25 protein-coding genes are annotated in these 23,639 nt (G+C 64.4%); 18 read left to right on the forward strand and 7 right to left on the reverse strand.

Annotated features, from left to right (window positions below):
• Nucleotides 1-227: 227 nt before the first annotated feature.
• Nucleotides 228-629 carry a hypothetical protein gene (locus tag A9W99_RS00230; protein WP_253869491.1) on the forward strand — a complete coding sequence of 134 codons (402 nt, stop codon included), beginning with the start codon at nt 228-230 and terminating at the stop codon, nt 627-629.
• Nucleotides 630-641: 12 nt separating this feature from the next.
• Here the strand turns inward: A9W99_RS00230 and A9W99_RS26730 are convergent, their stop codons facing one another.
• Both A9W99_RS26730 and A9W99_RS00240 read right to left on the reverse strand, forming a co-directional pair.
• Nucleotides 642-965 carry a hypothetical protein gene (locus A9W99_RS26730; protein ID WP_082929757.1) on the reverse strand — a complete coding sequence of 108 codons (324 nt, stop codon included), beginning with the start codon at nt 963-965 and terminating at the stop codon, nt 642-644.
• Between the two features lie 207 nt (nt 966-1,172).
• Nucleotides 1,173-1,775 (reverse strand): TetR/AcrR family transcriptional regulator, encoded by a 603-nt coding sequence (locus A9W99_RS00240; RefSeq protein WP_067371647.1) that lies wholly within the window; start codon nt 1,773-1,775, stop codon nt 1,173-1,175.
• Between the two features lie 105 nt (nt 1,776-1,880).
• Between A9W99_RS00240 and A9W99_RS00245 the strand changes: the two genes are divergently transcribed.
• Genes A9W99_RS00245 through A9W99_RS00260 form a run of 4 tightly spaced genes read left to right on the forward strand, consistent with a single transcriptional unit; the run spans nt 1,881 to nt 4,344 of the window.
• Nucleotides 1,881-2,666: a hypothetical protein gene (locus tag A9W99_RS00245; RefSeq protein WP_067371650.1), complete on the forward strand. Its 786-nt coding sequence runs from the start codon at nt 1,881-1,883 to the stop codon at nt 2,664-2,666.
• Complete coding sequence (locus tag A9W99_RS00250; RefSeq protein ID WP_067371653.1) at nt 2,663-3,478, forward strand: hypothetical protein; 816 nt, start codon at nt 2,663-2,665, stop codon at nt 3,476-3,478. Before A9W99_RS00245 ends, A9W99_RS00250 begins: the two co-directional genes overlap by 4 nt.
• Entirely contained in the window at nt 3,478-4,056 is a 579-nt protein-coding gene (locus tag A9W99_RS00255; protein ID WP_067371656.1) for a cytochrome c oxidase subunit 3 family protein, read from the forward strand. Before A9W99_RS00250 ends, A9W99_RS00255 begins: the two co-directional genes overlap by 1 nt.
• Nucleotides 4,057-4,059: 3 nt before the next feature.
• Entirely contained in the window at nt 4,060-4,344 is a 285-nt protein-coding gene (locus A9W99_RS00260) for a cytochrome C oxidase subunit IV family protein (protein ID WP_067371660.1), read from the forward strand.
• A 94-nt stretch (nt 4,345-4,438) separates the two neighbouring features.
• On the opposite strand, the gene A9W99_RS00265 is transcribed toward A9W99_RS00260, so the two are convergent.
• Nucleotides 4,439-5,722, reverse strand: a complete 1,284-nt coding sequence (locus A9W99_RS00265) for a cytochrome P450 (RefSeq protein ID WP_067371662.1) — start codon at nt 5,720-5,722, stop codon at nt 4,439-4,441.
• A 210-nt stretch (nt 5,723-5,932) separates the two neighbouring features.
• Between A9W99_RS00265 and A9W99_RS00270 the strand changes: the two genes are divergently transcribed.
• On the forward strand, nt 5,933-6,595 hold the full coding sequence (locus A9W99_RS00270) for a TetR/AcrR family transcriptional regulator (RefSeq protein WP_067371665.1): 663 nt from the start codon (nt 5,933-5,935) through the stop codon (nt 6,593-6,595).
• A gap of 59 nt (nt 6,596-6,654) precedes the next feature.
• On the opposite strand, the gene A9W99_RS00275 is transcribed toward A9W99_RS00270, so the two are convergent.
• A complete protein-coding gene (locus A9W99_RS00275) occupies nt 6,655-7,386 on the reverse strand; it encodes an enoyl-CoA hydratase/isomerase family protein (RefSeq protein WP_067371668.1) in 732 nt (243 codons plus the stop codon).
• 111 nt (nt 7,387-7,497) lie between these two features.
• Between A9W99_RS00275 and A9W99_RS00280 the strand changes: the two genes are divergently transcribed.
• From A9W99_RS00280 to A9W99_RS00300, 5 genes are all read left to right on the forward strand, one after another.
• The gene (locus A9W99_RS00280; protein WP_067371673.1) at nt 7,498-7,914 is read left to right on the forward strand and encodes a lipoprotein LpqH; all 417 of its coding nucleotides are present in this window, start codon (nt 7,498-7,500) and stop codon (nt 7,912-7,914) included.
• Between the two features lie 79 nt (nt 7,915-7,993).
• On the forward strand, nt 7,994-9,184 hold the full coding sequence (locus A9W99_RS00285) for an amidohydrolase family protein (RefSeq protein WP_067371677.1): 1,191 nt from the start codon (nt 7,994-7,996) through the stop codon (nt 9,182-9,184).
• Between the two features lie 35 nt (nt 9,185-9,219).
• Complete coding sequence (locus A9W99_RS00290) at nt 9,220-10,623, forward strand: FadD3 family acyl-CoA ligase (RefSeq protein ID WP_067372339.1); 1,404 nt, start codon at nt 9,220-9,222, stop codon at nt 10,621-10,623.
• Nucleotides 10,620-11,255 carry a fatty-acid--CoA ligase gene (locus A9W99_RS00295; RefSeq protein WP_067371681.1) on the forward strand — a complete coding sequence of 212 codons (636 nt, stop codon included), beginning with the start codon at nt 10,620-10,622 and terminating at the stop codon, nt 11,253-11,255. Before A9W99_RS00290 ends, A9W99_RS00295 begins: the two co-directional genes overlap by 4 nt.
• 5 nt (nt 11,256-11,260) lie before the next feature.
• Nucleotides 11,261-11,476, forward strand: a complete 216-nt coding sequence (locus tag A9W99_RS00300) for a bacterioferritin-associated ferredoxin (protein ID WP_067372341.1) — start codon at nt 11,261-11,263, stop codon at nt 11,474-11,476.
• A gap of 46 nt (nt 11,477-11,522) precedes the next feature.
• Here A9W99_RS00300 and A9W99_RS00305 read toward each other — a convergent pair whose 3' ends face one another.
• Nucleotides 11,523-13,205 (reverse strand): alpha-keto acid decarboxylase family protein, encoded by a 1,683-nt coding sequence (locus A9W99_RS00305; RefSeq protein WP_371514896.1) that lies wholly within the window; start codon nt 13,203-13,205, stop codon nt 11,523-11,525.
• 56 nt (nt 13,206-13,261) lie between these two features.
• Here A9W99_RS00305 and A9W99_RS00310 point away from each other — a divergent pair, with 56 nt between their 5' ends.
• The 4 genes from A9W99_RS00310 to A9W99_RS00325 are packed head-to-tail and all read left to right on the forward strand — an operon-like array spanning nt 13,262 to nt 15,787.
• Nucleotides 13,262-13,705, forward strand: a complete 444-nt coding sequence (locus tag A9W99_RS00310; RefSeq protein WP_067371684.1) for an SRPBCC family protein — start codon at nt 13,262-13,264, stop codon at nt 13,703-13,705.
• A 5-nt stretch (nt 13,706-13,710) separates the two neighbouring features.
• Complete coding sequence (locus A9W99_RS00315) at nt 13,711-14,790, forward strand: CaiB/BaiF CoA-transferase family protein (RefSeq protein WP_067371687.1); 1,080 nt, start codon at nt 13,711-13,713, stop codon at nt 14,788-14,790.
• 58 nt (nt 14,791-14,848) lie between these two features.
• Nucleotides 14,849-15,307 carry an SRPBCC family protein gene (locus A9W99_RS00320; RefSeq protein WP_082929741.1) on the forward strand — a complete coding sequence of 153 codons (459 nt, stop codon included), beginning with the start codon at nt 14,849-14,851 and terminating at the stop codon, nt 15,305-15,307.
• Between the two features lie 42 nt (nt 15,308-15,349).
• A complete protein-coding gene (locus tag A9W99_RS00325) occupies nt 15,350-15,787 on the forward strand; it encodes an SRPBCC family protein (RefSeq protein WP_067371690.1) in 438 nt (145 codons plus the stop codon).
• Here A9W99_RS00325 and A9W99_RS00330 read toward each other — a convergent pair.
• A complete protein-coding gene (locus A9W99_RS00330) occupies nt 15,771-16,961 on the reverse strand; it encodes a pyridoxal phosphate-dependent aminotransferase (RefSeq protein ID WP_067371693.1) in 1,191 nt (396 codons plus the stop codon). The two genes, A9W99_RS00325 and A9W99_RS00330, sit on opposite strands and share 17 nt — an antisense overlap.
• 219 nt (nt 16,962-17,180) lie before the next feature.
• Between A9W99_RS00330 and A9W99_RS00335 the strand changes: the two genes are divergently transcribed.
• The 3 genes from A9W99_RS00335 to A9W99_RS00345 are packed head-to-tail and all read left to right on the forward strand — an operon-like array spanning nt 17,181 to nt 22,205.
• Nucleotides 17,181-18,392 carry an acetyl-CoA C-acetyltransferase gene (locus tag A9W99_RS00335; protein WP_067371696.1) on the forward strand — a complete coding sequence of 404 codons (1,212 nt, stop codon included), beginning with the start codon at nt 17,181-17,183 and terminating at the stop codon, nt 18,390-18,392.
• Nucleotides 18,393-18,396: 4 nt separating this feature from the next.
• Nucleotides 18,397-20,541, forward strand: a complete 2,145-nt coding sequence (locus tag A9W99_RS00340) for a 3-hydroxyacyl-CoA dehydrogenase NAD-binding domain-containing protein (protein ID WP_067371699.1) — start codon at nt 18,397-18,399, stop codon at nt 20,539-20,541.
• Between the two features lie 56 nt (nt 20,542-20,597).
• Nucleotides 20,598-22,205 carry a gamma-glutamyltransferase family protein gene (locus A9W99_RS00345; RefSeq protein ID WP_082929742.1) on the forward strand — a complete coding sequence of 536 codons (1,608 nt, stop codon included), beginning with the start codon at nt 20,598-20,600 and terminating at the stop codon, nt 22,203-22,205.
• Nucleotides 22,206-22,213: 8 nt separating this feature from the next.
• Here A9W99_RS00345 and purD read toward each other — a convergent pair whose 3' ends face one another.
• The gene (gene purD / locus A9W99_RS00350; RefSeq protein WP_067371702.1) at nt 22,214-23,482 is read right to left on the reverse strand and encodes a phosphoribosylamine--glycine ligase; all 1,269 of its coding nucleotides are present in this window, start codon (nt 23,480-23,482) and stop codon (nt 22,214-22,216) included.
• Between the last annotated feature and the right edge of the window lie 157 nt (nt 23,483-23,639).

Raw genomic sequence — 23,639 nt, forward strand, 5'->3', positions numbered from 1 at the left:
CCGCATCGTGCACGGAGAAGCAGCTTATCACTTCCCGACAAAGGCTTTCCGCCGCAATCGGCAGCCGCTTCCGTGGCTCTTACGATGCGTCATACGGCCGTTTCAGGCATCCGGGTGGGGGCGCAGTTCCAATGCGATCCGGTCCGACGGCTATGCGCCTCAGTTGATCTTCTCGAATTGGGACAATTTTCTTTTCAGTTTGTTTTTGGGTGTGGCAAAGTAATGGAGTGCGATTCATCGTGGCGATAGCTGCCGCGTTGCTCGGTGCTAGTGTCCTGGCGGCGCCGTCGGCGTCCGCCGGGCCGACCGTGTGCGACTATCCCGCCTGCACCCCCGGCATCATGCCGCATCAGGTGCTCGGTGCGCCCTGTGACAACACCACCTATTACGTCTTCGGGACAGCGGACTATTACGTCTCGTTCGCCTCGCAGCCGGGACGGCTGATGTTCTGCGGCTCGCCGAGAAGATACGAGCCGCGCTGGTTCCGGTCACCTCCGATGGCTGGTGTCAAAGACGAGGGCGCCGAGTGCACCCAGTTCCAGAATTACGTCGCGCAGGCGCCCGACGGCCTGTTCTTGGTCTGCATGGCCAACTCGGGTCATACGACCTGGGTCCGTGCCGACACCTAGCCCGTAGGTCGCTTACCAATTACGCAACGAGCAGAGCACGCCCTTGGGGCCGTCTTTGGACACGACGACCTTTCCGTCGACGGTGAGATTGCAGTGGAACTGCGGCGTGCCGGGTTCAGTACCGGTGCTGGCAGTGACCACCGCCCACACTTCGGGTCTGGCCAGATCGAGTTCGTAACTCCATGCTTTGCCCGGAGCGAGGTCGGCATGGATGTTCGGCACGAACTGGTACGGGTTGTGGCTGTAGTCGGAGAACTGCTGCGGTTCCTGGTCGAGGTAGTAGATATCGGCGTAAATCGGATGGTCCGCCGAGACCGTGTATTTCACGTGGTGCATGACCGGGTTGTCGTCCGCACGCGACGTCGCCGGCGCGGTCAGGCTGGTCGTCACCGACACCACTGCCACCGCCGCGCCGAGCACCGTCTTCGTAGTAACCATGCGCCGTTCTCCATTGCGCGATATTGGAATTCTCCTTAGCGGAGAGTAGCACCGCCGTTGCGTTTTCAACTCCCGAACCGTTGCCGCTCATCCGACAGGCGGCGGTCAATTGTGGGCAGTGCTATGCAGGCCGAGCAGGCGCCGGCTCAGGTCGGTCAGCCGGGCAAGCAGTGTCTCGTCATCAATATCGGCGACCAGTGGGTGCATGACCGCGCTGCTGATCGCGCCCGAGAACATGGCCGCCTCGATCTGCCCGTCCAGACCCGCGTCGCTCAGCAGCACTCGATACAGGCGCTCCATAAAACGTTGGAACGGCTTGTGTTCGGCCAGCAATCGGACAACGACGGGATCGAACTGCAGGGTCCGCACCAGCCGGCGGTCGCGTACCGCCATCTCGACTACTCGTACCAACAGCCCATCTCGGGCTTCCAGCAGATCTTCGTGCGCCTCGGCTTCCTCGAGCGCCGGGCTCAACCGGCTCAGTTCGCGCTCGGTGACGGCGAGCACGATCTGTTCCTTGGTTCGGAATTGGTGGTACACAGCGGCTTTCGTGATTCCCACCGCATCGGCGATCATCTGCAGCGAGGTGCCGCTGACGCCGTGCTGGGCGAACAGATCCAGCGCGGCGTCAAGCACACGTGTCCGGGCCGCACTGTGCTGGACGACCCGCAGCTCGCCGTCGCCCATTGGCTGTCGTGCTGTTGCCACACGACGAGACTAGACGACTGGTATTGACCATGGCTAGCCGATCGGCTAGTTTCGGCTCCATTGGCCACTTGGAGCCGCGCAAATTCTCGCCGGAAGGAGTCTGGGATGTCTGGGCTACCCGACATCAGCGAGAACGACGCAGAAGGTCGGCGAGCCCGGCTGCGACGTGTCGACGGTGAGATCATTCTGCTCTGGACCTTGCCTGTAATGGTGATCCTCTGGATCGCTTGCTTTTTCCTCTTTCCCGGCTTCAACCCGCCGATGTCGCCCACTATGCCTGCGAAGCAGGTTGCCGAGTTTTATCGCGATCCGGCCCACCTGCCGCAAATCCGGTACAGCATGATCGTTTTCAACTGGTTCGGCGTGTGCCTGGTCCCGGTTCTGACTCTGATTGTGATGCAGATCCGCCGAATGGCACATCGGACGCCGATCTTCTCCTACGCCATGTTGGGTTGCGTGGCCGGTGGACCGACGTTATTTCTCATCGCCAACGTCTGCTGGCTGCTGGCCGCCTTTCGTCCGGAGCGGAGTCCGGAGCTGACTCAGCTGCTCAACGATTTCGGCTGGATCACCTTCACCATCCTGGTCCCCTTTCTGATCGGGCAGAGCGTGATCCTTGCGCTGGCAATCTATTTCGACGATCAGCCGCAGCCGATCTTCAAGCGTTGGGTGGCCCACTTCAACCTGCTGGTGGCGCTCGCATTGGTCCCTGCGGCCTTCGTCGGCGCAGCCTTGAGCGGCCCGCTGGCGTGGGATGGATTCCTGTCCTTCTGGGTGAAAAACGTTGCCATTGCAGTCTGGATCGTCGTGATGAGTGTTGTTCTGGCGCAGGCCGTTTATCGGGAGCGCGCCGAGTATCGCCGGCACGGAGAAGAATTGGTCAACGCATGAGCGCGGTGCTGACACCGCAGGCGTCCGCTGCCACACCGCCATCGGGCCCGCTACGCCGGCGAATCGCGTGGCACGTGCGGCACAACCCCAAGCGCGAGCTGTGGCTGGCTTGGTGGACGCTGCTCGCCTTTTACACCATCTTCTTCCCGGTGTTCTTCATAGTGGCGCAAGTCCAGCCGCCGCCGCAGCCCACCTGGGACCTCGCGACACAGGTCCATTGGTTCCATGAACGCCAGCTCGGTATACCCATTGGCTTCGGCATCATCTTCGCCATTTGCGGTATGACGGCGATGAACAACGCCCTGATCGCGTACTCGATGCGACGAATGTCGGTCAGCCGCGCGTTCGGGTACTCGTATCTGCTTATCTACTCGCTCAGCGCGGTTCCCGGTCTGCTGCTGCTCTGCATCGCGCTGATCGTCGGGACGCTGCGGCCTGAGCGAGACCCCGAGGCGCTCGGTTGGCTCTACGACTTTGCGTTCCTATCCTTCGACGGAACCATGGGAGTATTCCTGATCGGCTCGCTGATCTGGATGCTCGCGATTCTGCTTGACCGGAATCGGGTGTTTCCCAAGTGGTTCGGCTATCTCAACCTGTGCAACGCGCTCACCGAGGTGGTCGTAGCACCATGCTGGATCTTCCGGCGGGGCGTGTTGGCCTGGAATGGCCAGATCGCTTGGTGGCTGGACATGGTCGTGTTCGGCGTCTACCAAGTCACTTTCATCGTGATGCTGTATCAGATGATCCGCCGCGAAGACTTCGGTACCGGGCCGTTACCGGACCTGCAGCGGAAGCAGAAGGCGGTAGCCTGATGTCCGAAGTTGCCGAAGCGAGCAAACGGGCCAAGTTCGTGCCGGGTCAGCCGGACATGTGGGCGTTCGTGTTGTTCGAGACGTTGGTCTTCACAGGGTATTTCGGCTTTTACCTGTTCTACCGGGCCCGAAGTCCCGAGCTTTTCCTGCACGCCCAGTCGCAGCTGGACCTGCGGATCGGGGTTTTCAACACCTTGGTGTTGCTGCTGAGTTCCTGGTCGGTGGCGCGGTGTGTTCAGTCGTCGCGTGCGGGGGCGTACCGCGCGGCGCTTAGGGACGTCTACATCACCGCGGCATTCGCGGCAATCTTCCTCATTCTCAAGGTGTTTGAGTGGGCCCGGTTGGTCCGCATGGGAAACGGCTTCGACAGCAGCGACTTCTTCACCTACTACTTCTTCCTCACCGGAATCCACTTTGTGCACCTGCTGATCGGCTTCGTCGTCCTGGGCATCGTGGTGTATCAACTTCGCAGTCCGGCGCGGCGGGAACAGGAACTTGTCGAGACGTGCGCCACCTATTGGCACACCGTCGACTTCCTCTGGGTGCTCATCTTCGCGCTGCTCTACGTGGTGAGGTGATCGATGATCAAATTCAACAAACGGCTGCTGATCGTTTGGCTGGTGCTGGCGTCGCTCACGCTGGCCTATCTGTGGATTGATCACTCAGCCGGTGAATCGCGGCTGGCCGGCGCAGCGGTCACCTCAGCTGTAATCGTGATCGCAGTCATCAAGGTGCGCATCATCTTGCGCGAGTTCATGGAAGTCCGGCAGGCCCCGGTCTTGCTGTGCCGGCTGACCGACGCCTGGGTAATACTCATCGTCGTGAGCCTGCTCGCGTGCTACTTCATCGGGATGCAGGTGGGATAGTTCCCTGAGTTGATATCGGCAGCGAGATAGACGGTAGCGCGCAAGTCACTCGCACTTCTTCGCGCCGGCGTCGATCTGGGTCACTCGGAACGCTTCAGCCCACGGACGCCACAGAATCGGCGGTCGTGAACGTGAGGTGCAGTTCGCTCAGGCCCCGCAGGATATACGTGGGCTCGTAGGTGTAACGACGCTCGGCGGCCGGCCCGTGGTGGGCTTCGTTGATTTCGATGTGCGGCATCCGGTCGAGGATCCGCTCGATCGAGACACGCCCCTCGACGCGGGCGAGCGGACCGCCGGGACATGAATGCACGCCTCGGGCAAACGCCATGTGTTCGCGAACGTTCTTGCGGCGCAAGTCGAACTCGTGCGGGTTCTCGAACCGGCGCGGGTCGCGGTTGGCGGCACCCGGCAAGATCATCACCACGGTGCCTGCGGGGATGTCGACACCGCCGATGGTGGTTGCCTTGCGCGCCAGCCGCGAGTCGCTCTTGACGGGGCTGTCCATCCGTAGCGACTCCTCGATGAACCCCGGAATCAGGCTGCGGTCCTCACGCAATTGTTGCTGGATGTCGGGCCGGTCGCCGAGTACCTGCAGGGCTGCGCTCAGCAGCTTGGCCGTGGTTTCCTGTCCGGCGGCGAAGAGGAACGTCGCCGAGCGGACGACCTCGATTACCGGTGGCGTCGATCCGTCCGGGTACTTCGCCTCCGCCAGGAAAGTCAGCACATCGCCGCGCGGTTCGCGCCGCCGGTCCTCGATGTAGGAGCAGAACTTGTCGTCGAGCCATTCCAGCGGATTGATGCCGATGAATTTGTGGTCCAGCGCCCCGACCCGACCGGCACCTAAGGCGACGCGAAAGTCCTTATGGTCGTCCTCCGGGACGCCGAGCAGGTCCGCGATTACCAGCGTGGCGAACGGCTTGGAATATTCACTGATGAACTCGCACTCACCGTTGGCAAGGAACTCGTCGAGCTGGCGGTCGGCCAGGCGCCACATGAACTCCTCGTTCTGCTTCAGCCGGCTCGGGGTCAGCAGCTTGCTCAACACCGATCGAGCGCGAGTGTGGTCCGGCGGGTCCATCGTGACCATGTGCTCGAACATCGGAAAGTAACTGCGGTGCTGATCGATCTGGGGGCTGATGTCGTCGCCCTCGGGTTGGAAGGGCAGAGGAGGAAACGGGCCGCCGAGCGCAACGATGTTCGAGAACGTATCGGGGTCCTTGTAGATCTCGGTCGCTTCTTCGTATCCGGTGACGGCGACGACGCCGTGGTGCGGTAGCCGCAGCACGGGATTCTTACTGCGCAAATAGTCGAAGTAGGGGTGCGGGTCGGGGACCAGGGACGGATCGGTGAAGAAGTCGATCGAGTCGTAGTCGCTCATCGAATTGCGTCCCCCTGGGCTCGTTTACCGGTGGTGTTCGGCGGCAAAGGAACGGCCGCCAATGGCGTGGTCGAAATGTGCTGAGCACCTGCTTAGCATGCCTGTAATGTCAGGGTCAAGATCACCCAGTCGGGGTGTCGGGACCCGCTGGCTACGATCTGACAAGGTCGATGCTGGAATGTGACGGCGCCGAGAGTATGGGGTGATGGAATGACATCTTCTTCTTCCGGGGCCCGCAGGATCGGGGCGCCGGACGCGAAGAATCGCGGCCTGCTGCTCGACGCGGCCGAACAGCTGATGCTCGAAGAGGGCTATGCCGCGGTGACATCGCGACGTCTTGCAAGTAAGGCCGGCCTGAAACCCCAGCTGGTGCACTACTACTTCCGCACGATGGAGGACTTGTTCCTCGAAGTCTTTCGCCGCCGCGCCGAAGAAGGTCTGCGAGTGCAGGCCCAGGCATTGCAAGCGCCCCAGCCGTTGTGGGCGCTCTGGCGGTTCGGCACCGATCCGGCATTCACCCGGATCTCGATGGAATTCATGGCGCTGGCCAACCATCGCAAAGAGCTGCGCGCTGAAATCGCTTACTACGCAGAACGTTTCCGTGAGGTGCAACGGCAAGCGGTGACTACTGCGCTGCAGCGCTACGGGGTCGACGGCAACGACGTGCCACCGGTGGTGTGGACGGTGCTGATGACCAGCTTGTCGCGAATGCTGGTGCTCGAGCAATCGATCGGCATGTCTGGTGGTCATGCCGAGACCATGGAGCAGGTTGAGAACTACTTGCGCCGGTTGGAAGGCGAGCCACAGCCGATTGCCGGTGTGCCACAGGCCTGGATGGTTCACCAGGTCCGCAGCGGATCGAGCACACCGTAGGCTGCGTCCTGGGAAGCGACGAAGGCTCCGTCTGCTAGTGCTCGCCAAGACCGTCGCCGTCATGGATTCGCGCGGCGGTTCATCACCCGCTCCGCGGCCTGCCAGTGGGCGTCGGCAACCCACAGCCGCGCGAAGGATGCGATTGCCTCGTCGGATGAAACCCCGCTGATCACGCGCTTTATCTCGGTCGCTGGGTGGCGGGCCAGCGACCTGGCCACCGATCGCCAGTCCTCATCGAACGATGAGCGCGGGAACACCAGATCCACCAGGCCGATGCGCTCGGCCTCGGCCGCGTTGAGGGCCCGACCGGTTCCGGCCAGAAGAAGCGCTTTGCCCTTGCCGACGAGCGCGGCCAGTCGCTCGGCACCGCCCCAGGCCGGCATGATTTCCAGCTCTACCTGATTGAAAGCGATCTTGATGTCGTCGGCCGCCAGCCGAATGTCGGCGGCGACAGCGACCTCCGCGCCGCCACCGAAGGCGTGGCCGTTCAAGGCAGCGATCACCGGGGCCGGGAAGCTCGCAAGCTGGTCGCAGATCGACCGCATCCGCTTAGCCATCGCCGCGGCGTCTTCTTCGGTACGTAGGGCGCTCAATTCCTTGAGGTCGCCGCCCGACACGAAAGCCCGGTCGCCGGCGCCCTTGATGACCAGGGCCCGCGCGCCGGTTGCCGCGTCGAGCGCTTTTTCCAACTGATGCATGGTGTCCAACGCGATCGCGTTACGCGCATGTGGACGATCGATCGTGAGCACCATCAGCCCCGGAACGAGATCGTCGACCTCGAGGTCCACCATGGGCCATTGCTCCTCGACGGGAAAGGGATGATATTGGCATTCTCTCTGATGGAGAATAACATCATCGCCGCAGGTCCAGAACGTTCGAGTGGCGAGGATGGAGGCGGCCCAATGTGGATCCGGATCGTGGTGACGGCGCTGGCCGTCGCCCTCCTCGGGGCATGCGGCACAGGTCCTTCGGGCCCGATCGCCAACACCGCGGCCGTCACCGTCGACGGCAAGGAGAAGAAGTTCAGCCAGGTCAAGTGCAGTCAGGTGGAGTGGTTCCGGATGATCGAGATCGGCGGTGACTTCTCCGGAGCCAAGGTGCAGGTCGATGGCCGCCGCGAGCCCGTCACCACCCAGTCCGTGCACATCCAGAATGTGGGTGGCTTCACGGGCATGTACTCGCAAGGCGATGGCAGCGATGCCGCCAGCACAAACCTCAGCAACGGCAAATTCACCATTGCCGGTACGGCCCACGGGTCTAAGACAGACAAATCCGGTGAACCCGCAACCGCCACGTTCAAGGTCGTCGTCACCTGCTAACCCGGCACTGGCCAAGGGCGACGTTGCGGTCCGGCGCCTCTTGAGAATAGTATTCTCGTAAATTGCGAAGGAGGATTTCATGGGGCAGTTGTCGCATCGGGAGGACGTACCGTTCCCGATCTTTGACGCGGATAACCATCTCTACGAGCCGCCGGAGGCGCTGACCAAGTACCTGCCCAAGCAGTACCGGGACTTCGTCCAGTACGTGCAGGTCAACGGGCGGACGAAGATCGCGATCCGGGGGCAGATCAGCAACTACATTCCCAACCCGACCTTCGAGGTCGTCGCCCGGCCCGGTGCGTGGGAGGAGTACTTCAAGTACGGCAACCCGGACGGCAAGAGCAAGCGCGAGCTGTTCGGCGAGCCGATGCGCGCGATCCCGGCGTTCTTCGAGCCCGGCCCGCGCCTGGAGAAGATGAACGAGCTGGGGCTGGACCGCACGCTGATGTTTCCCACGCTGGCCAGCCTGCTCGAGGAACGGCTGCGCGACGATCCGGTCGCCGTCCACGTCCTGATCCATGCGCTGAACGAATGGCTCGATGAGGTCTGGGGCTTCAATTACCAGAACCGGATCTTTACTACTCCGGTCATCACGCTGCCGATCGTCGAGAAGGCGATCGAGGAGCTGGAGTGGGCCGTCAAGCGCGGTGCGCGTTGCATTCTGATCCGCCCGGCGCCGGTACCGGGATTTCGCGGCCCGCGTTCGTTCGCGGTGCCCGAGTTCGACCCATTTTGGGAGCGGGTCGTCGAGTACGACGTGCTGGTCGGCATGCACTCCAGCGACAGCGGCTACTCCCGGTACACCTCCGAGTGGGACGGCGCCGAACAGGAGATGTTGCCGTTCCAGACCAATGCGATGGGCATCCTCAACGAGTGGCGGCCGATCCAGGACGCTGTGGGGTCGTGGGTGATCCACGGCGCGCTCTACCGCCACCCGAAGCTGAAGGTCGCGATCGTCGAGGCCGGTTCGAAGTGGATGACCCCATTGTTGGACGGCCTGGCCGAGGTCTTCCGGAAGGCTCCGGAAGTTTTCCCGAGCGACCCCGTCGAGACGGTCAAGAACCGCATCCACGTCAGCCCGTTCTTCGAGGATGGCATCGACGATCTGGTCAACCTCGTCGGCGTGGATCGGGTGCTGTACGGCTCGGACTGGCCGCATCCGGAAGGGCTGGCGGAGCCGACGTTCTACGTCAACGCGCTGTCGCACCTGCCCGTCGAGGATCAGGCAAAGATCATGGGCGGCAACCTCGGTCGGCTCGTCACCGTGTGACAGACCAGCCACCACCCTGGCAGACCATCCCCGAGATGGTTCTGAGCGCGGCCGACCGCTTCGGTGACGCCGAAGCGGTCGTCGACGGCCCGCTGCGACTGAGCTTCACCCAGCTTGTCGACCGGATCCGTTGTGCCGCAGGTGCTTTCGCGTCATTCGGGATCGACAAAGGCGACCGGGTCGCCATCTGGGCGCCCAACTCGGCTGATTGGATCATCGCGGCGTTCGGGCTGCTCACCGCGGGCGGCGTGCTCGTGCCCGTCAATACCCGGTTCAAGGCCGAAGAAGCGGGCGACATCATCCTCCGCACCCAAGCGAAGGCCGTCCTGGTGCAGAAGGGCTTTCTGGGCCAGGACTACACCGCGCCCGCGGGGATACCTGTCATCGATCTGCAATCCGATTTCCTCGCCGGCGGCTCTCCGTTCGAACGGACAGTGAACGGCACCGACGTCTCGGACATCATCTTCACCTCGGGCACGACCGGCCGCCCGAAGGGCGCGATGTTGAATCATCGCCAAACGCTGCGAATGTACGAGGAGTGGGCGACGCTCGCGGACCTGCGCGAGGGCGACCGCTATTTGATGATCAACCCGTTCTTCCACACGTTCGGATTGAAGGCGGGACTCGTCGCGTCCTTCCTGCGCGGCGCGACCATGCTGCCGGTCTCGGTTTTCAACGTCGACAAAGTGGTGGAGCTTATTGAACGCGAACGCATCACGATGCTTCCCGGCCCGCCGACGCTGTATCACTCGTTGCTGACGGTGCGCGAGAAGTCCAAACTTTCGACGTTGCGGGCCGGCGTGACGGGGGCCGCCGACATCCCCGTCGAACTGGTCCGTCGCATCCATGGCGAACTTCCGTTCCAGACGCTGATGACCGGTTACGGGCTCACCGAGGCCGGCAATGTGACCCTGTCCCGGCCCGGCGATTCCTTCGAGGACGTGGCCACCACCGCGGGCGTGCCCTGCGACGGTGTCGAAGTGCGCATTGGCGACGACGGAGAGATTCTGGTCCGCGGGTACAACGTCATGCAGGGTTATCTCGATGATCCGGTCGGCACCGCTGAGGCGATCGATGCCGATGGCTGGCTGCACACCGGAGACCTGGGAAACTTCGACGACGCCGGGCGGCTGCGCGTTGTCGGGCGCAAGAAGGACATGTTCATCGTCGGCGGCTTCAACGCCTACCCTGCCGAGATCGAGGGCTTCCTGCTGGAGCACCCGGTAGTGGCGCAAGCAGCCGTGATCGGAATTTCCGACGATCGACTCGGCCAGGTCGGCAAGGCCTTCGTCGTGGCAAAGTCTAAAGTGTCCGCAGAGGACTTGCTCGCGTGGTGCCGAGAACGGATGGCGGGATTCAAAGTGCCGAGATCCATCGAGTTTCGCGACGAGCTGCCGCTGAACGCCACGGGAAAAGTGATGAAAAACCAACTCCGTTGAGTACCGGCATCATTCAGTCGATGGTGATCGCCTCGGACTACCGCGTGCCGGACCCGAGCCGGGTGTGGCCGCTGCTGGAGAACAATAAAGCCGCGCTGGCCGACATCGGTGCTCACTACGTGATGGTCTACACGTCGACGCATGACTATGGCCGCGTGCTGGTGATGATCGGAGTGCACACCCCTGAGCCGATCGTGGAGTTGCTGCGCTCGCGGGTGTTCTTCGACTGGTTCGATGCCGTCGGCGTCGACGACATTCCCGCGGTCTTCGCGGGTGCGATCGTCGACAAGATTGTTGCCGGGCCGCAGCCGACGCCTTCGGCGCCCGCGGCGCCTGGCGTCGTGGTGGCCGCGATGGCGTCCGTCGACAACGTCGGGACGCTGATCGCAGGGGTGCACTCGGCGATGGACCGGTTCATCGCGGCCGGCATCCGGAAGACGTGGATTTTCCAGGCTTTTGACGACCACGACGAAGTATTGATACTGCAGGAGTTTCCCGACGAGGACAGCGCGCGGGAGTGGATCGAGCACCCGGACGCCGCGGCCCAATGGATGACCGGCGCGGGGGTTGGTGCCTACCCGCCGCTGTTCGTCGGCAGGTTCTTCGACATGATGCGCATCCAACCGGAGTGAACTCGATGTGGGTGTGCCTGTGTAACGGAATCACCAGCCAGATGGTGGCCGACGCCGTTGCGGCCGGCGCCTCGACGACGAAGGACGTCGCCCAAGCCTGCGGGGCCGGCGCCGACTGCGGAAGGTGCCGACGGACCGTCCGGGCGATGATCACGTCGACAAGCACGGACCGACCGGCACGTATGGGCGTGTCGAACGTGGGGGATATGGATGGATTTTGAGGGCGATTCGTCCATATCACCCACGTTCGGCGAGTGATGCGCCGCGCTACCGCGTCGGCGGGGACATTGGTCCGACGAGTTGGGCCAACAGAGGCGGGATTTCGAGCGGCGGCAGGACTACCTCCACCAGCACCATGCGGTCCTGATGCCGCGCGGCCGCGGTGAGCGCGTCGTCGAGTTCGCCATAGTTTTCCGCCCGAAACGCCAAATGCTTAACGACACCCAGGGCTTGGGGGATCTCAGTCCAATTCCAGCCCGCAATGTCGTTGTAGGGGGCCGTCTTTCCGTGGATCGCCCGTTCGACCGTATAGCCGTCGTTGTTGACAACGACGATCACGGGATTCAGCCCCTCGCGGAAGAAAGTACTCAGCTCTTGCACGGTCAGCTGCGCGGCGCCATCACCGATCAGCAGCACCGCCCTGCGCTCCGGATGCGCCACCGCGGCCCCGACCGCGGCAGGAAGCGTGTAACCGATTGAGCCCCATAAGGGTTGACCGATGAAGGTTACGCCCTGCGGCAACCGGTGGTCGGCCATGCCGTAGAACGACGTCCCTTGATCGGCCAGCACCACGTTCCCCGGTGTGAGCGCATAGCAAAGCCGGTCCCACACCATCTGTTGGGTGAGCGGCTCGTCGCGCGCCGGGGTCGGCGCCGGGGGACTCGCGGGTGGGGCAACCACGGGTGGTGAGGTTATCCCTCGTCGGGTCAGGATCGTGGTCAGCGCCCGAAGTGCCGCACCCATTTCCAGCGGTGCGAACACTTCGTCGGCGACGCTGCTCTGGTACTGCCCGACATCGATCGTGCGGGCCGGGTCGATCCGCTGGCTGAAGAAGCCACTGACCATGTCGGTGAACACCACCCCGGCCGTGACCAGCACGGGCGCCTCCTCGATCGCGGTGCGGACCCGCTCGGCACTGGCCGCCCCCGCATAGATTCCCAGGAAGTTGGGCGAGCTCTCGTCGAGCAGACTCTTGCCCCACATCAGCGTGGCGTGCGGAACCACATCGGCGGCCAGCAGCGCTTCGAGCTCTTCGATCGCCTGCAAGCGATGCACCAGCAGGTCGGCGAGCACGGTCAATTGATGGTCGTCGATCATGGTCGCGGCGGCCTCGGTGAACAGCGCCAGCGCGCGCGGACTGGTGCCGCCGGTCGGACGAGGCAGCGGTGCGTTGGGTGGTTCGGTGGGGAAGCGCGCTACATCGGTGGACAGCAGGATGTACCCCGGCCGCTTCTGCTCGCGCACCTCGATCAGGACCCGATCGATCTCCCTGGAGGCGGTTGCCGGCATGAGATTGGTTTGGGCGCAAGTGATTTCGCGACTGATCCGGAAGAAGTGCTCGAAGTCGCCATCGCCGAGCGAGTGGTGCAACGCCCGTCGGGTGCCCTGGGCGTCCTTGGACGGGCCACCGACGATATGCACCACCGGCACGTGCTCGGCGTAGCTTCCGGCGATCGCGTTCGCCAGCGAAAGTTCACCCACTCCGAATGTCGTTACCACAGCTGACATTCCGCGCAGGCGCCCATATCCGTCTGCGGCATAGCCGGCGTTGAGTTCGTTGGTGCTGCCCACCCAGCGAATGGCCTTATGGGCGACGATGTGGTCGAGGAATTCCAGGTTGTAGTCGCCGGGGACACCGAAGATCTCCGTGACGCCGAGCTCGGCCAGACGGTCCAGGAGATAGTCGCCGACGGTGTAGCCGGCATCGCTGGTGGGATCACTCACGACCACGACGGTACGCCGCCGAAACCGCGCCCCTTGGGACGCCGTTTCGCTATGGTGCGGGCATGGCAATCAAAGAATCCCGCGACATCGTCATCGAAGCCAGTCCCGAGGAGATCCTGGACGTCATCGCCGACTTCGAAGCGATGCCCGAGTGGTCCGAGCCCCACCAGAGCGCCGAGATCCTCGAGTCGGGAGCCGACGGCCGTCCGATCAAAGTCAAGATGAAGGTCCGGACGGCGGGTATCACCGACGAGCAGGTGGTGGCCTACACCTGGAGCGGCAACGAGGTCACCTGGACCCTGGTCAGTTCTGGCCAGCAGAAGTCGCAGGACGGCAAGTACACCCTGGTCCCCCGGGACGACGGGACCCTGGTCAAGATGGAGATCAGCGTCGACCCGAATGTGCCGCTGCCCGGCTTCGTGCTCAAGCGCGCGGTCAAGGGAACGATCGATTCGGCCACCAAGGAACTGCGCAACCGGGTGCTGAAAGTCAAGAAGGGTAAGTAGTTCCGGTGACCAACGGTGGGCCCCTGGCCGGCGTCCGGGTCATCGAACTCGGCGGGATCGGGCCCGGGCCACACGCGGGAATGGTGCTCGCCGACTTGGGGGCGGACGTGGTGCGGGTGCGCCGGCCGGGCGGGCTGCAGATGCCGTCTGAGGACCGCGACCTACTGCACCGCGGGAAGCGGATCGTCGACCTGGATGTCAAGACGCAGCGTCAGCAGCTGCTGGAGCTGGCCGCCAAGGCTGACGTGTTGCTGGACTGCTTCCGGCCCGGCACCTGCGAGCGTCTCGGGATCGGGCCCGACGACTGCGCGGCGGTGAACCCGCGACTGATCTACGCGCGCATCACCGGTTGGGGTCAGGACGGGCCACTGGCCCCGACCGCAGGTCACGACATCAACTATTTGTCGCAGACCGGGGCGCTCTCGGCGCTGGGCTACCGCGACCGCCCGCCGATGCCACCGCTGAATTTGGTCGCCGACTTCGGCGGCGGCTCGATGCTGGTGCTGTTGGGCATCGTTGCCGCGTTGTATGAACGCGAACGATCGGGTCAGGGTCAGGTTGTGGACGCCGCGATGGTCGACGGGGTCAGTGTGCTCGCCCAGATGATGTGGACCATGAAGTCGACTGGGGCGCTGCGCGACGAGCGCGAGTCGTTTCTGCTCGACGGCGGCGCTCCGTTCTACCGCTGCTACGAGACCTCTGACCGCAAGTACATGGCCGTCGGCGCCATCGAGCCGCAGTTCTTCGCGGCGTTGCTGACCGGGCTCGGCCTGGCGGCCGACGAGGTGCCAAATCAACTCGACATCGGGTCCTACCCGCAAATGCACGACCTGTTCGCGCAGCGGTTCGCCGGCCGGACCCGTGCAGAGTGGGCACAGGTTTTCGCCGGCACCGACGCGTGTGTCACGCCGGTGTTGACGTGGAGTGAAGCCGCCGCCAACGACCACTTGGAGGCGCGGTCCACGGTGATCACCGCCCACGGCGCTGCGCAGGCCGCACCCGCGCCGCGGTTTTCCCGAACACCGGCCGGACCGGTCGGGCCACCGCCGGCCGCCACCACGCCGATCACTGAAATCGACTGGTAACCAAGCAATTGCATCAAACAAGTGCTTTTATGGGCACCGGATTGCTAGGTTGGCATCAGTGGCTGTACAAGCATCGCGGGAAATTGTGATTGACGCGCCGCCGGACGTGATCATGCAGGCGCTGGGCGAAGTCGATGTCTTGTCGGAATGGTCTCCACTGCACAAGCGGGTGGAGGTGCTCGACCGCTACCCAGACGGCAGGCCGCACCACGTGAAGGCCACCGTCAAAATCATGGGGCTCGTGGACAACGAGGTCTTGGAATATCACTGGGGCCCCGACTGGGTGGTCTACGACGTCAAAGAGACGTTCCAGCAGCGTGGTCAACACATCGAGTACCGGGTTCAGCCCGAGGGCGTGGACAAGAGCCGGGTGCGTTTCGACATCACCGTCGATCCGTCGGGCCCGATTCCGGGTTTCATCGTCAAGCGCGCGACCAAGGTGGTGCTGGATGCCGCGACCGAGGGGCTGCGCAATTGGGTCGCCAACAAGGGGGCCGTTCAGGGCAGCGAGGATTGATCGTGGTGTCGGTGCACCGGTCGGATTGCTAATTTTGGACTAGTGGCTGTACAGGCATCGCGAGAGATAGTCATTGATGCGCCGCCGGAAGTGATCCTGGACGCGCTCGCCGATATCGGCTCGGTTCCGGTGTGGTCTTCGGTACACAAGCGGGCAGAGGTCATCGACACCTACCCCGACGGGCGTCCGCACCACGCCAAGGTCACGGTCAAGGTGATCGGCATCGTCGATCAGCAGGTGCTCGAATTCCATTGGGGGCCGGACTGGATGGTGTGGGACGCCCAGAAGACCGTGCATCAGCACGGCCAGCACGTCGAGTTCACCCTGCGCCGCGAGGGGGTCGACAGCACGCGGGTGCGTTTCGAGATCACCTTGGAGCCGTCGGCGCCGTTACCGGAGTTTTTGGTGAACCGAGCGCGTAAGAAGGTGTTGAGCTCCGCGACCGAGGGGCTGCGAGATTTCGTCATGAACCGGAAGTAATCGGCTCGTCACGGAGCTTGCCCAGGCGCCTGATCGCCTCGTCGAGAGTTTCATCAGTCTTACAAAAAGTGAAGCGTACCAAGTGATTCCAGATGTCGGCATAGGCCGCGTCCGGATCGCAGAAGGCCGACATCGGGATCGCGGCCACGCCAACCTTCTGCGGCAACGCCGCGCAGAACGCGGTGCTGTCGGCGTAGCCCAGCGGGCGTGGGTCGGCGCACAGAAAGTAGGTGCCGTAGCTGTCGTGGACTGCAAAGCCGATATCGGCCAGCCTCGCCGCCAGCCGATCGCGTCTGGCTTGCAAACGTGTTCTGAGGTCGGTCACCCACGCGTCCTGGGTGTCGAGCGCCAACGCCACTGCCGGCTGCAGCGGCGCGCCGCCCACGTAACTCAGGTATTGCTTGGCCGCGCGCAGTCCGGCGATGAGTTGCCTTGGGCCGCAGGCCCATCCGATCTTCCAGCCGGTGCAGTTGAACATCTTGGCCGCGCTCGAGATGGTGACGGTTCGTTCGGCCATGCCGTCGAAGTCCGCCAGCGGCAGGTGCCGACGGTCATCGAACACCAGATGCTCGTACACCTCGTCGGTGATCACCAAAAGGTCCGCGGCCACGGCGATCTCGGCAATTGCCGCCAGTTCGGTGGCGTCGTATACCGCACCGGTCGGGTTGTGTGGGGAGTTGACGATCAGCGCGCGGGTTCGCGGCGTCAGCGCGGTTCGTATTGCATCGGGGTCAAGAGCGAAGCCGGCACCACTGGGGACCAGGGGTACGGGCACCCTTTGCGCGCCGGCCATCGCCACCACGGGCGAGTAGGAGTCGTAGAACGGCTCGATCAGCAGCACCTCCGAGCCGGGTTCGATCAGGCCGAGTACTGCTGAGGCGATGGCTTCGGTGGCGCCGACAGTTACGAGCACTTCGGTCTCGGGGTCGTAGTCGATGCCGAAGTGCCTTTTGCGCTGGGCGGCGATCGCCTCCCGCAGCGGCAGGATGCCGAGGCCCGGTGGGTACTGGTTGATGCCGTCGGCGATGGCGTCTTGGGCGGCCCGCAGCATCTCGGGCGGTCCGTCTTCGTCGGGAAAGCCTTGCCCGAGGTTCACCGCGCCAATGCGCGCGGCTAGGGCCGACATCTCGGCGAACACCGTGGTGGCGTAGGGCCGCAGCCGCGACACCGTCATGGTCGTCGAGCTTAAGGGCGGACGCGCCCGTCCAGTGTGCGGCCAGCTGCACAGTCGGCGGCGAGCGTGCGGCCAGCCGCGCACTCGCGGGGCCGGGCCGGAGCCCTGACCGGGCCAAACCCGCCCAACCAACAGGTTGGCCGAGGCCCCTGTTAGGGTGCGTGTACTGGACCTTGTCTTAAGACAGATCTGAAATCCCTGTTGCGAATAGGAAGCCCCATGTCCGAAGAAGCCTTCATCTACGAGGCCATCCGTACGCCGCGTGGCAAACAGAAGAACGGCTCGTTGCACGAAGTCAAGCCATTGAGCCTGGTCGTCGGCCTGATCGAGGAGCTGCGCAAGCGCAATCCCGACCTCGACGAGAACCTCATCAGCGACGTCATCCTCGGGTGCGTCTCACCCGTCGGTGACCAGGGCGGTGACATCGCCCGCGCCGCGGTGCTGGCGTCGGGCATGCCGGTGACCTCCGGCGGCGTGCAGCTCAACCGTTTCTGCGCGTCCGGTCTGGAGGCCGTGAACACTGCCGCCCAGAAGGTGCGTTCCGGCTGGGATGACCTGGTGCTGGCCGGCGGCGTGGAGTCGATGAGCCGGGTGCCGATGGGATCCGACGGCGGCGCGATGGGGCTGGACCCGGCCACCAACTACGACGTCATGTTCGTCCCGCAGGGCATCGGGGCTGACCTGATCGCCACCATCGAGGGCTTCTCCCGCGACGACGTCGACGCCTACGCGTTGCGCAGCCAGGAGAAGGCGGCCGAGGCGTGGTCGGGCGGCTACTTCGCCAAGTCCGTGGTGCCGGTCCGCGACCAGAACGGGCTGCTGATCCTCGACCACGACGAGCACATGCGGCCCGACACCACCATGGACGGCCTGGCCAAGCTGAAGCCTGCGTTCGAGGGCCTCGCCGCGATGGGCGGCTTTGACGATGTGGCGCTGCAGAAGTACCACTGGGTCGAGAAGATCAGCCACGTCCACACCGGTGGCAACAGCTCGGGCATTGTCGACGGTGCCGCGCTCGTGATGATCGGCAACGAGGCCGCGGGCAAGTCGCAGGGCCTGACCCCGCGGGCGCGCATCGTGGCCACCGCGACCAGCGGCGCCGACCCGGTGATCATGCTCACCGGCCCCACCCCCGCAACCAAGAAGGTCCTCGACCGCGCCGGCCTGACCGTCGACGACATCGACCTGTTCGAACTCAACGAGGCCTTCGCGTCGGTGGTGCTGAAGTTCCAGAAGGACCTGAACATTCCCGACGAGAAGCTCAACGTCAACGGTGGTGCCATCGCCATGGGCCACCCGCTGGGTGCCACGGGCGCAATGATTCTGGGCACCATGGTCGACGAGCTGGAGCGCCGTGACGCCCAGCGTGCCTTGGTGACTTTGTGTATTGGCGGCGGCATGGGCGTCGCGACGATCATCGAGAGGGTTTAAGTACATGGCCGACAACACAATCCAGTGGGACAAGGATGCCGACGACATTGTCACCCTGACTCTGGACGATCCGTCGGGCTCGGCCAACGTCATGAACGAGGCCTACATCGAGTCCATGGGCAAGGCGGTGGATCGCCTTGTCGCCGAGAAGGATTCGATTACCGGTGTGGTGATCACCAGCGCCAAGAAGACCTTCTTCGCCGGCGGCGACGTCAAGAGCATGATCCAGATCGGTCCCGAAAACGCCGGTGAGGCATTCGATTTGGTCGAGACCGTCAAGAAGCAACTGCGCACCATCGAGACCTTGGGCAAGCCGGTCGTGGCGGCGCTCAATGGCGCTGCGCTGGGCGGCGGCCTAGAGATCGCGTTGGCCTGCCATCACCGCATCGCCGCCGATGTCAAGGGCGCGCAGTTCGGATTCCCCGAGGCGACGTTGGGCCTGCTTCCCGGTGCCGGCGGTGTCACCCGCACGGTGCGAATGCTGGGTATCCAGAACGCCTTTGTCACCGTCCTGTCGCAGGGCACTCGGTTCAAGCCGGCCAAGGCCAAGGAGCTCGGTCTGATCGACGAGGTGCTGCCGACGGTCGACGAGCTGGTGCCGGCCGCCAAGGCGTGGATCAAGGCCAACCCCGACGCGCACGAGCAGCCGTGGGACAAGAAGGGCTACAAGATGCCCGGCGGCACTCCGTCGTCGCCGGCGCTGGCTTCTATCCTGCCGTCCTTCCCGGCGTTGCTGCGCAAGCAGATCAAGGGTGCGCCGATGCCGGCGCCGAAGGCCATCCTGGCTGCCGCGGTCGAGGGCGCGCAGGTCGACTTCGACACTGCCAGCCGCATCGAGAGCCGTTACTTCACCTCGCTGGTCACCGGCCAGGTCGCGAAGAACATGATCCAGGCGTTCTTCTTCGACCTGCAGACCATCAACGGCGGCGGCTCGCGGCCCGACGGGATCAAGCCGGTCAAGATCAACAAGATCGGTGTGCTGGGCGCCGGCATGATGGGCGCGGGCATCGCCTACGTTTCGGCCAAGGCCGGCTATGACGTGGTGCTCAAGGACGTGAGCCTGGAGGCCGCGCAGAAGGGCAAGGGTTACTCCGAGAAGCTGGAGGCCAAGGCGCTGGAGCGGGGCCGCACCAGCCAGGAGAAGAGCGACGCGCTGCTGGCACGCATCACGCCGACGGCCGACGCCGCCGACCTCGAGGGCGTCGACTTCGTGATCGAGGCCGTCTTCGAGAATCAGGAACTCAAGCACAAGGTGTTCCAGGAGATCGAAGACATCGTCGAGCCCAACGCAGTGCTGGGCTCCAACACCTCCACGCTGCCGATCACCGGTCTGGCCACGGGCGTCAAGCGGCAGGAGGACTTCATCGGGATCCACTTCTTCTCGCCGGTCGACAAGATGCCGTTGGTGGAAATCATCAAGGGCGAGAAGACTTCTGACGAGGCCCTGGCCCGCGTGTTCGACTACACGCTGGCCATCGGCAAGACCCCGATCGTGGTCAACGACAGCCGCGGCTTCTTCACCTCGCGGGTCATCGGCACCTTCGTCAACGAGGCGCTGGCAATGCTCGGCGAGGGTGTGGAGCCGGCCAGCATCGAGCAGGCGGGTTCGCAGGCCGGTTACCCGGCGCCGCCGTTGCAGCTGTCCGACGAGCTCAACCTGGAGTTGATGCACAAGATCGCGCTGGCCACCCGCAAGGGCGTCGAGGATGCCGGCGGCACGTATGAGCCGCACCCGGCAGAAGCCGTGGTGGAGAAGATGATTGAGCTCGGCCGGTCGGGGCGTTTGAAGGGCGCCGGTTTCTACGAGTACCCGGACGGCAAGCGTTCCGGGCTGTGGCCGGGCCTGCGGGAGGCGTTCAAGTCCGGCTCGTCGGAGCCGCCGCTGCAGGACATGATCGACCGGATGCTGTTCGCCGAGGCGCTGGAAACGCAGAAGTGCCTTGACGAGAACGTGTTGACGTCGACGGCCGACGCCAACATCGGCTCGATCATGGGCATCGGGTTCCCGCCGTGGACCGGTGGTAGCGCGCAGTTCATCGTGGGCTACCAGGGTCCGCTCGGCACGGGCAAGGAAGCCTTCGTGGCCCGCGCCCGCGAACTGGCGGAAAAGTACGGCGACCGCTTTCTTCCGCCGAAGTCGCTGAGTTAGCGCGAGCTGGGCCCACACCGCAGGTAGGGGAACGCAAAATCACCCGCACGCACGGCGTGTCGGGTGATTTTGCGTCTGCTCGCGCCACCCCGTTCGACTGGAACCTGCCGTACGCCTGGCCACGCAAACCCGTTCTGGCGGCCAATGTTGTCTGCACATCACAACCGCTTGCCGCTCAAGCGGGGCTTCGCATGCTCGCCGACGGTGGCAGTGCCGTGGACGCCGCCGTTGCCGCCGCCATCACGCTGACGGTGGTGGAACCGGTGTCCAACGGCATCGGCTCGGACGCGTTCGCGATCGTGTGGGACGGCCGGCAATTGCACGGGTTGAACGCATCGGGCCGATCCCCGGCAGCCTGGACGCCAGAGTACTTCGGCGGCAACGCCGTTCCGGTGTTCGGGTGGAACTCGGTTACCGTGCCCGGCGCGGTGTCGGCGTGGGTGGAGCTGCACGCCAGGTTCGGCAAGTTAGCGTTCGAACGGCTCTTCGAGCACGCTATTTCCTACGGCCGCAACGGCTTCCTCGTCTCGCCTACCGTCGCGTCGCAGTGGGCGGAACAGGTGCCGCTGTTCGCGGCGCAGCCGGGGTTCGCCGAGGCGTTCATGCCGGGTGGACGAGCACCGAAACCCGGTGAGCTGTTCAGATTTCCCGACCATGCGGACACACTCGAAAAGATCGCCGCCAGTAACGGCGAGGCGTTCTACCGCGGGGAACTCGCAGCGAAACTCGAAGCACACGCGAGTGCCCACGGCGGCGCAATGCGCGCCAGCGACCTGGCTGCCCATCGTGCCGACTGGGTCGGCACCATCGACAGAAACTATCGCGGATACACCGTCCACGAGATCCCACCCAATAGCCAGGGCATCGTGGCCCTGATTGCACTGGGACTCCTCGAGCAGTTCGACATGTCTTCGTATCCAGTCGATTCCGCCGACAGCGTCCACCTGCAGATCGAGGCGATTAAGCTCGCCTTCGCCGACGCACAGGCGTACGTGGCCGACAGCGATCATGTGCCCGTGCATCCAAAACACTTGCTGGACAACGAATACCTCAAGCAGCGAGCCGCGCTGATCGATTTGAAGCAAGCCAAGCCGGCGACCGCCGGAACCCCGAGAGGGGGCACCGTGTATTTGACGGCCGCCGACGCATCGGGGGTCATGGTGTCGATGATCCAATCGAACTATATGGGGTTCGGCTCCGGCGTGGTGGTGCCGGACACCGGCATCGCCCTACAAAATCGCGGCGCGGACTTCGTTGCGGTGCAGGGGCATCCGAATCAGGTGGGGCCGCGCAAGCGTCCATACCACACCATCATCCCGGGCTTTGTCACCAAGGACGGCGCACCGGTAATGAGCTTCGGCGTGATGGGCGGACCGATGCAACCCCAGGGTCATGTGCAGGCGCTGACCCGCATCGCCGACCACGGGCAGAACCCGCAGGCGGCCTGCGACGGCCCACGGTTTCGGTGGATACAGGGCCTCCAGGTGGCCTACGAGAAAGGTTTTGCCACCGCAACTTCTGACGAATTATGCCGGCGCGGGCACGACTTGGTCGCCGTGGACGATTACAACCAGTTCGGCAGCTGCCAGGCGATCTGGCGGCTCGACGACGGGTATTTCGCGGCGAGCGATCCGCGTCGGGACGGCCAGGCCGCGGGGTTTTGAGGGCCCTTCTAGACGCCGATTCTCCCCTCGGCGGCCATCAACCCGATATCGCTGCGAAAATGGCTGCCCGGCAACCGAATCGAATCCAGGATATCGTAGGCCTGTGTGCGCGCGGCAGACAGGTCGGCGCCGGTGCCCACCACCGACAGCACGCGCCCACCCGACGAGACGATCGCGCCGTCGTCACGCCGAGCCGTCCCCGCGTGCAGCACCCCTTCGGCTTCGGAGCCGGTCACGACGTCTCCGACGCGGGGGCGGCCGGGATAATTTTCGGCTGCCAGGACCACCGTCACGGCAGCGCCGTCGCGCCAGCGCAGCGGATCGAAGTCGGCCAGCCTACCGGTGGCCGCAGCATGCAGTAGCTGCCCGAGCGGTGACTCCAGCAGGGCCAGCACGCTCTGTGTCTCGGGATCCCCGAAGCGACAGTTGAATTCGACCACGGCAGGGCCGTCGGCGGTGATCGCGAGACCCACATAGAGCAATCCACTGAAGGGGCTTCCCCGCCGAACCAGCTCAGTCGCAACCGGTTCGGCGATCCGGGCCACCATTTCGCGGAAGACCTCGTCGGGTAGCCACGGCAGCGGCGCGTATGCGCCCATGCCGCCGGTGTTCGGCCCGCTGTCACCCTCACCGACCCGCTTGAAGTCCTGAGCAGGCAACAGTGGCACCACGGTTTCGCCGTCGACGACGCAGAACAGCGACACCTCCGGCCCCTCGAGATAAGACTCCAGAAGTACGGGGTGGCCGGCGTCGAGCAGTGCGGCGGCATGCGCGCGGGCGGCGGCGCGGTCGGGCGTCACCACCACTCCCTTGCCCGCGGCCAGGTGATCGTCCTTCACCACCCAGGCCGGATCACCGGCGGCCACCCCGAACCGGTCCAGGGCAGCGTCCAAATGCGCTGGGTTGTCTACTATTTCGCTGCTCGCGGTGCGCACTCCGGCGGCCGCCATGACTTCCTTGGCGAATGCCTTGGAGCCTTCGATGCGGGCGGCGTCCTTACTGGGCCCGAAGCAAGCGATGCCAGCAGCACGCACGGCGTCGGCCACGCCCAACACCAGCGGCACCTCGGGTCCGATGACCACCATGTCGGAGCGGACTTTGCGTGCCAGCGCGACGACGTCGTCGGCGGAGGTGACGTCGACGTCGTGTTGCTCGGCCACTCGCGCGGTGCCGGCGTTGCCCGGAGCGACGATCAGACCGGTAACCTGCGGGTCTCTGGCCAGCGCCAGCAGCAGGGCATGTTCACGGGCACCGGAGCCGATCACCAGGACGCGCACGACAGGTCACTCTATCGGGAGGGCCGGTCTTCCTGAATGCGGTTGCTCCCGGCGGGCCGCCCCCTCTCGGCCCGCCGGCGCAGCACTCGCTGAATTGTAAAACTTTTCTGGCGAGCAATTCGGCGTCGTTTTATGCGTCAACGGCGCTCCGTCGGCT

Source organism: Mycobacterium sp. 1164966.3, from assembly GCF_001665395.1.
Taxonomy (GTDB): Bacteria; Actinomycetota; Actinomycetes; order Mycobacteriales; family Mycobacteriaceae; genus Mycobacterium.

Coding starts and splice junctions, on each gene's coding strand:
- A9W99_RS26730 (WP_082929757.1), bottom strand. CDS start 965: ATGCACCACGTGAAATACACGGTCTCGGCGGACCATCCGATTTACGCC.
- A9W99_RS00245 (WP_067371650.1), top strand. CDS start 1,881: ATGTCTGGGCTACCCGACATCAGCGAGAACGACGCAGAAGGTCGGCGA.
- A9W99_RS00250 (WP_067371653.1), top strand. CDS start 2,663: ATGAGCGCGGTGCTGACACCGCAGGCGTCCGCTGCCACACCGCCATCG.
- A9W99_RS00255 (WP_067371656.1), top strand. CDS start 3,478: ATGTCCGAAGTTGCCGAAGCGAGCAAACGGGCCAAGTTCGTGCCGGGT.
- A9W99_RS00260 (WP_067371660.1), top strand. CDS start 4,060: ATGATCAAATTCAACAAACGGCTGCTGATCGTTTGGCTGGTGCTGGCG.
- A9W99_RS00265 (WP_067371662.1), bottom strand. CDS start 5,722: ATGAGCGACTACGACTCGATCGACTTCTTCACCGATCCGTCCCTGGTC.
- A9W99_RS00270 (WP_067371665.1), top strand. CDS start 5,933: ATGACATCTTCTTCTTCCGGGGCCCGCAGGATCGGGGCGCCGGACGCG.
- A9W99_RS00275 (WP_067371668.1), bottom strand. CDS start 7,386: ATGGTGGACCTCGAGGTCGACGATCTCGTTCCGGGGCTGATGGTGCTC.
- A9W99_RS00280 (WP_067371673.1), top strand. CDS start 7,498: ATGTGGATCCGGATCGTGGTGACGGCGCTGGCCGTCGCCCTCCTCGGG.
- A9W99_RS00285 (WP_067371677.1), top strand. CDS start 7,994: ATGGGGCAGTTGTCGCATCGGGAGGACGTACCGTTCCCGATCTTTGAC.
- A9W99_RS00290 (WP_067372339.1), top strand. CDS start 9,220: ATGGTTCTGAGCGCGGCCGACCGCTTCGGTGACGCCGAAGCGGTCGTC.
- A9W99_RS00300 (WP_067372341.1), top strand. CDS start 11,261: ATGTGGGTGTGCCTGTGTAACGGAATCACCAGCCAGATGGTGGCCGAC.
- A9W99_RS00310 (WP_067371684.1), top strand. CDS start 13,262: ATGGCAATCAAAGAATCCCGCGACATCGTCATCGAAGCCAGTCCCGAG.
- A9W99_RS00330 (WP_067371693.1), bottom strand. CDS start 16,961: ATGACGGTGTCGCGGCTGCGGCCCTACGCCACCACGGTGTTCGCCGAG.
- A9W99_RS00335 (WP_067371696.1), top strand. CDS start 17,181: ATGTCCGAAGAAGCCTTCATCTACGAGGCCATCCGTACGCCGCGTGGC.
- A9W99_RS00340 (WP_067371699.1), top strand. CDS start 18,397: ATGGCCGACAACACAATCCAGTGGGACAAGGATGCCGACGACATTGTC.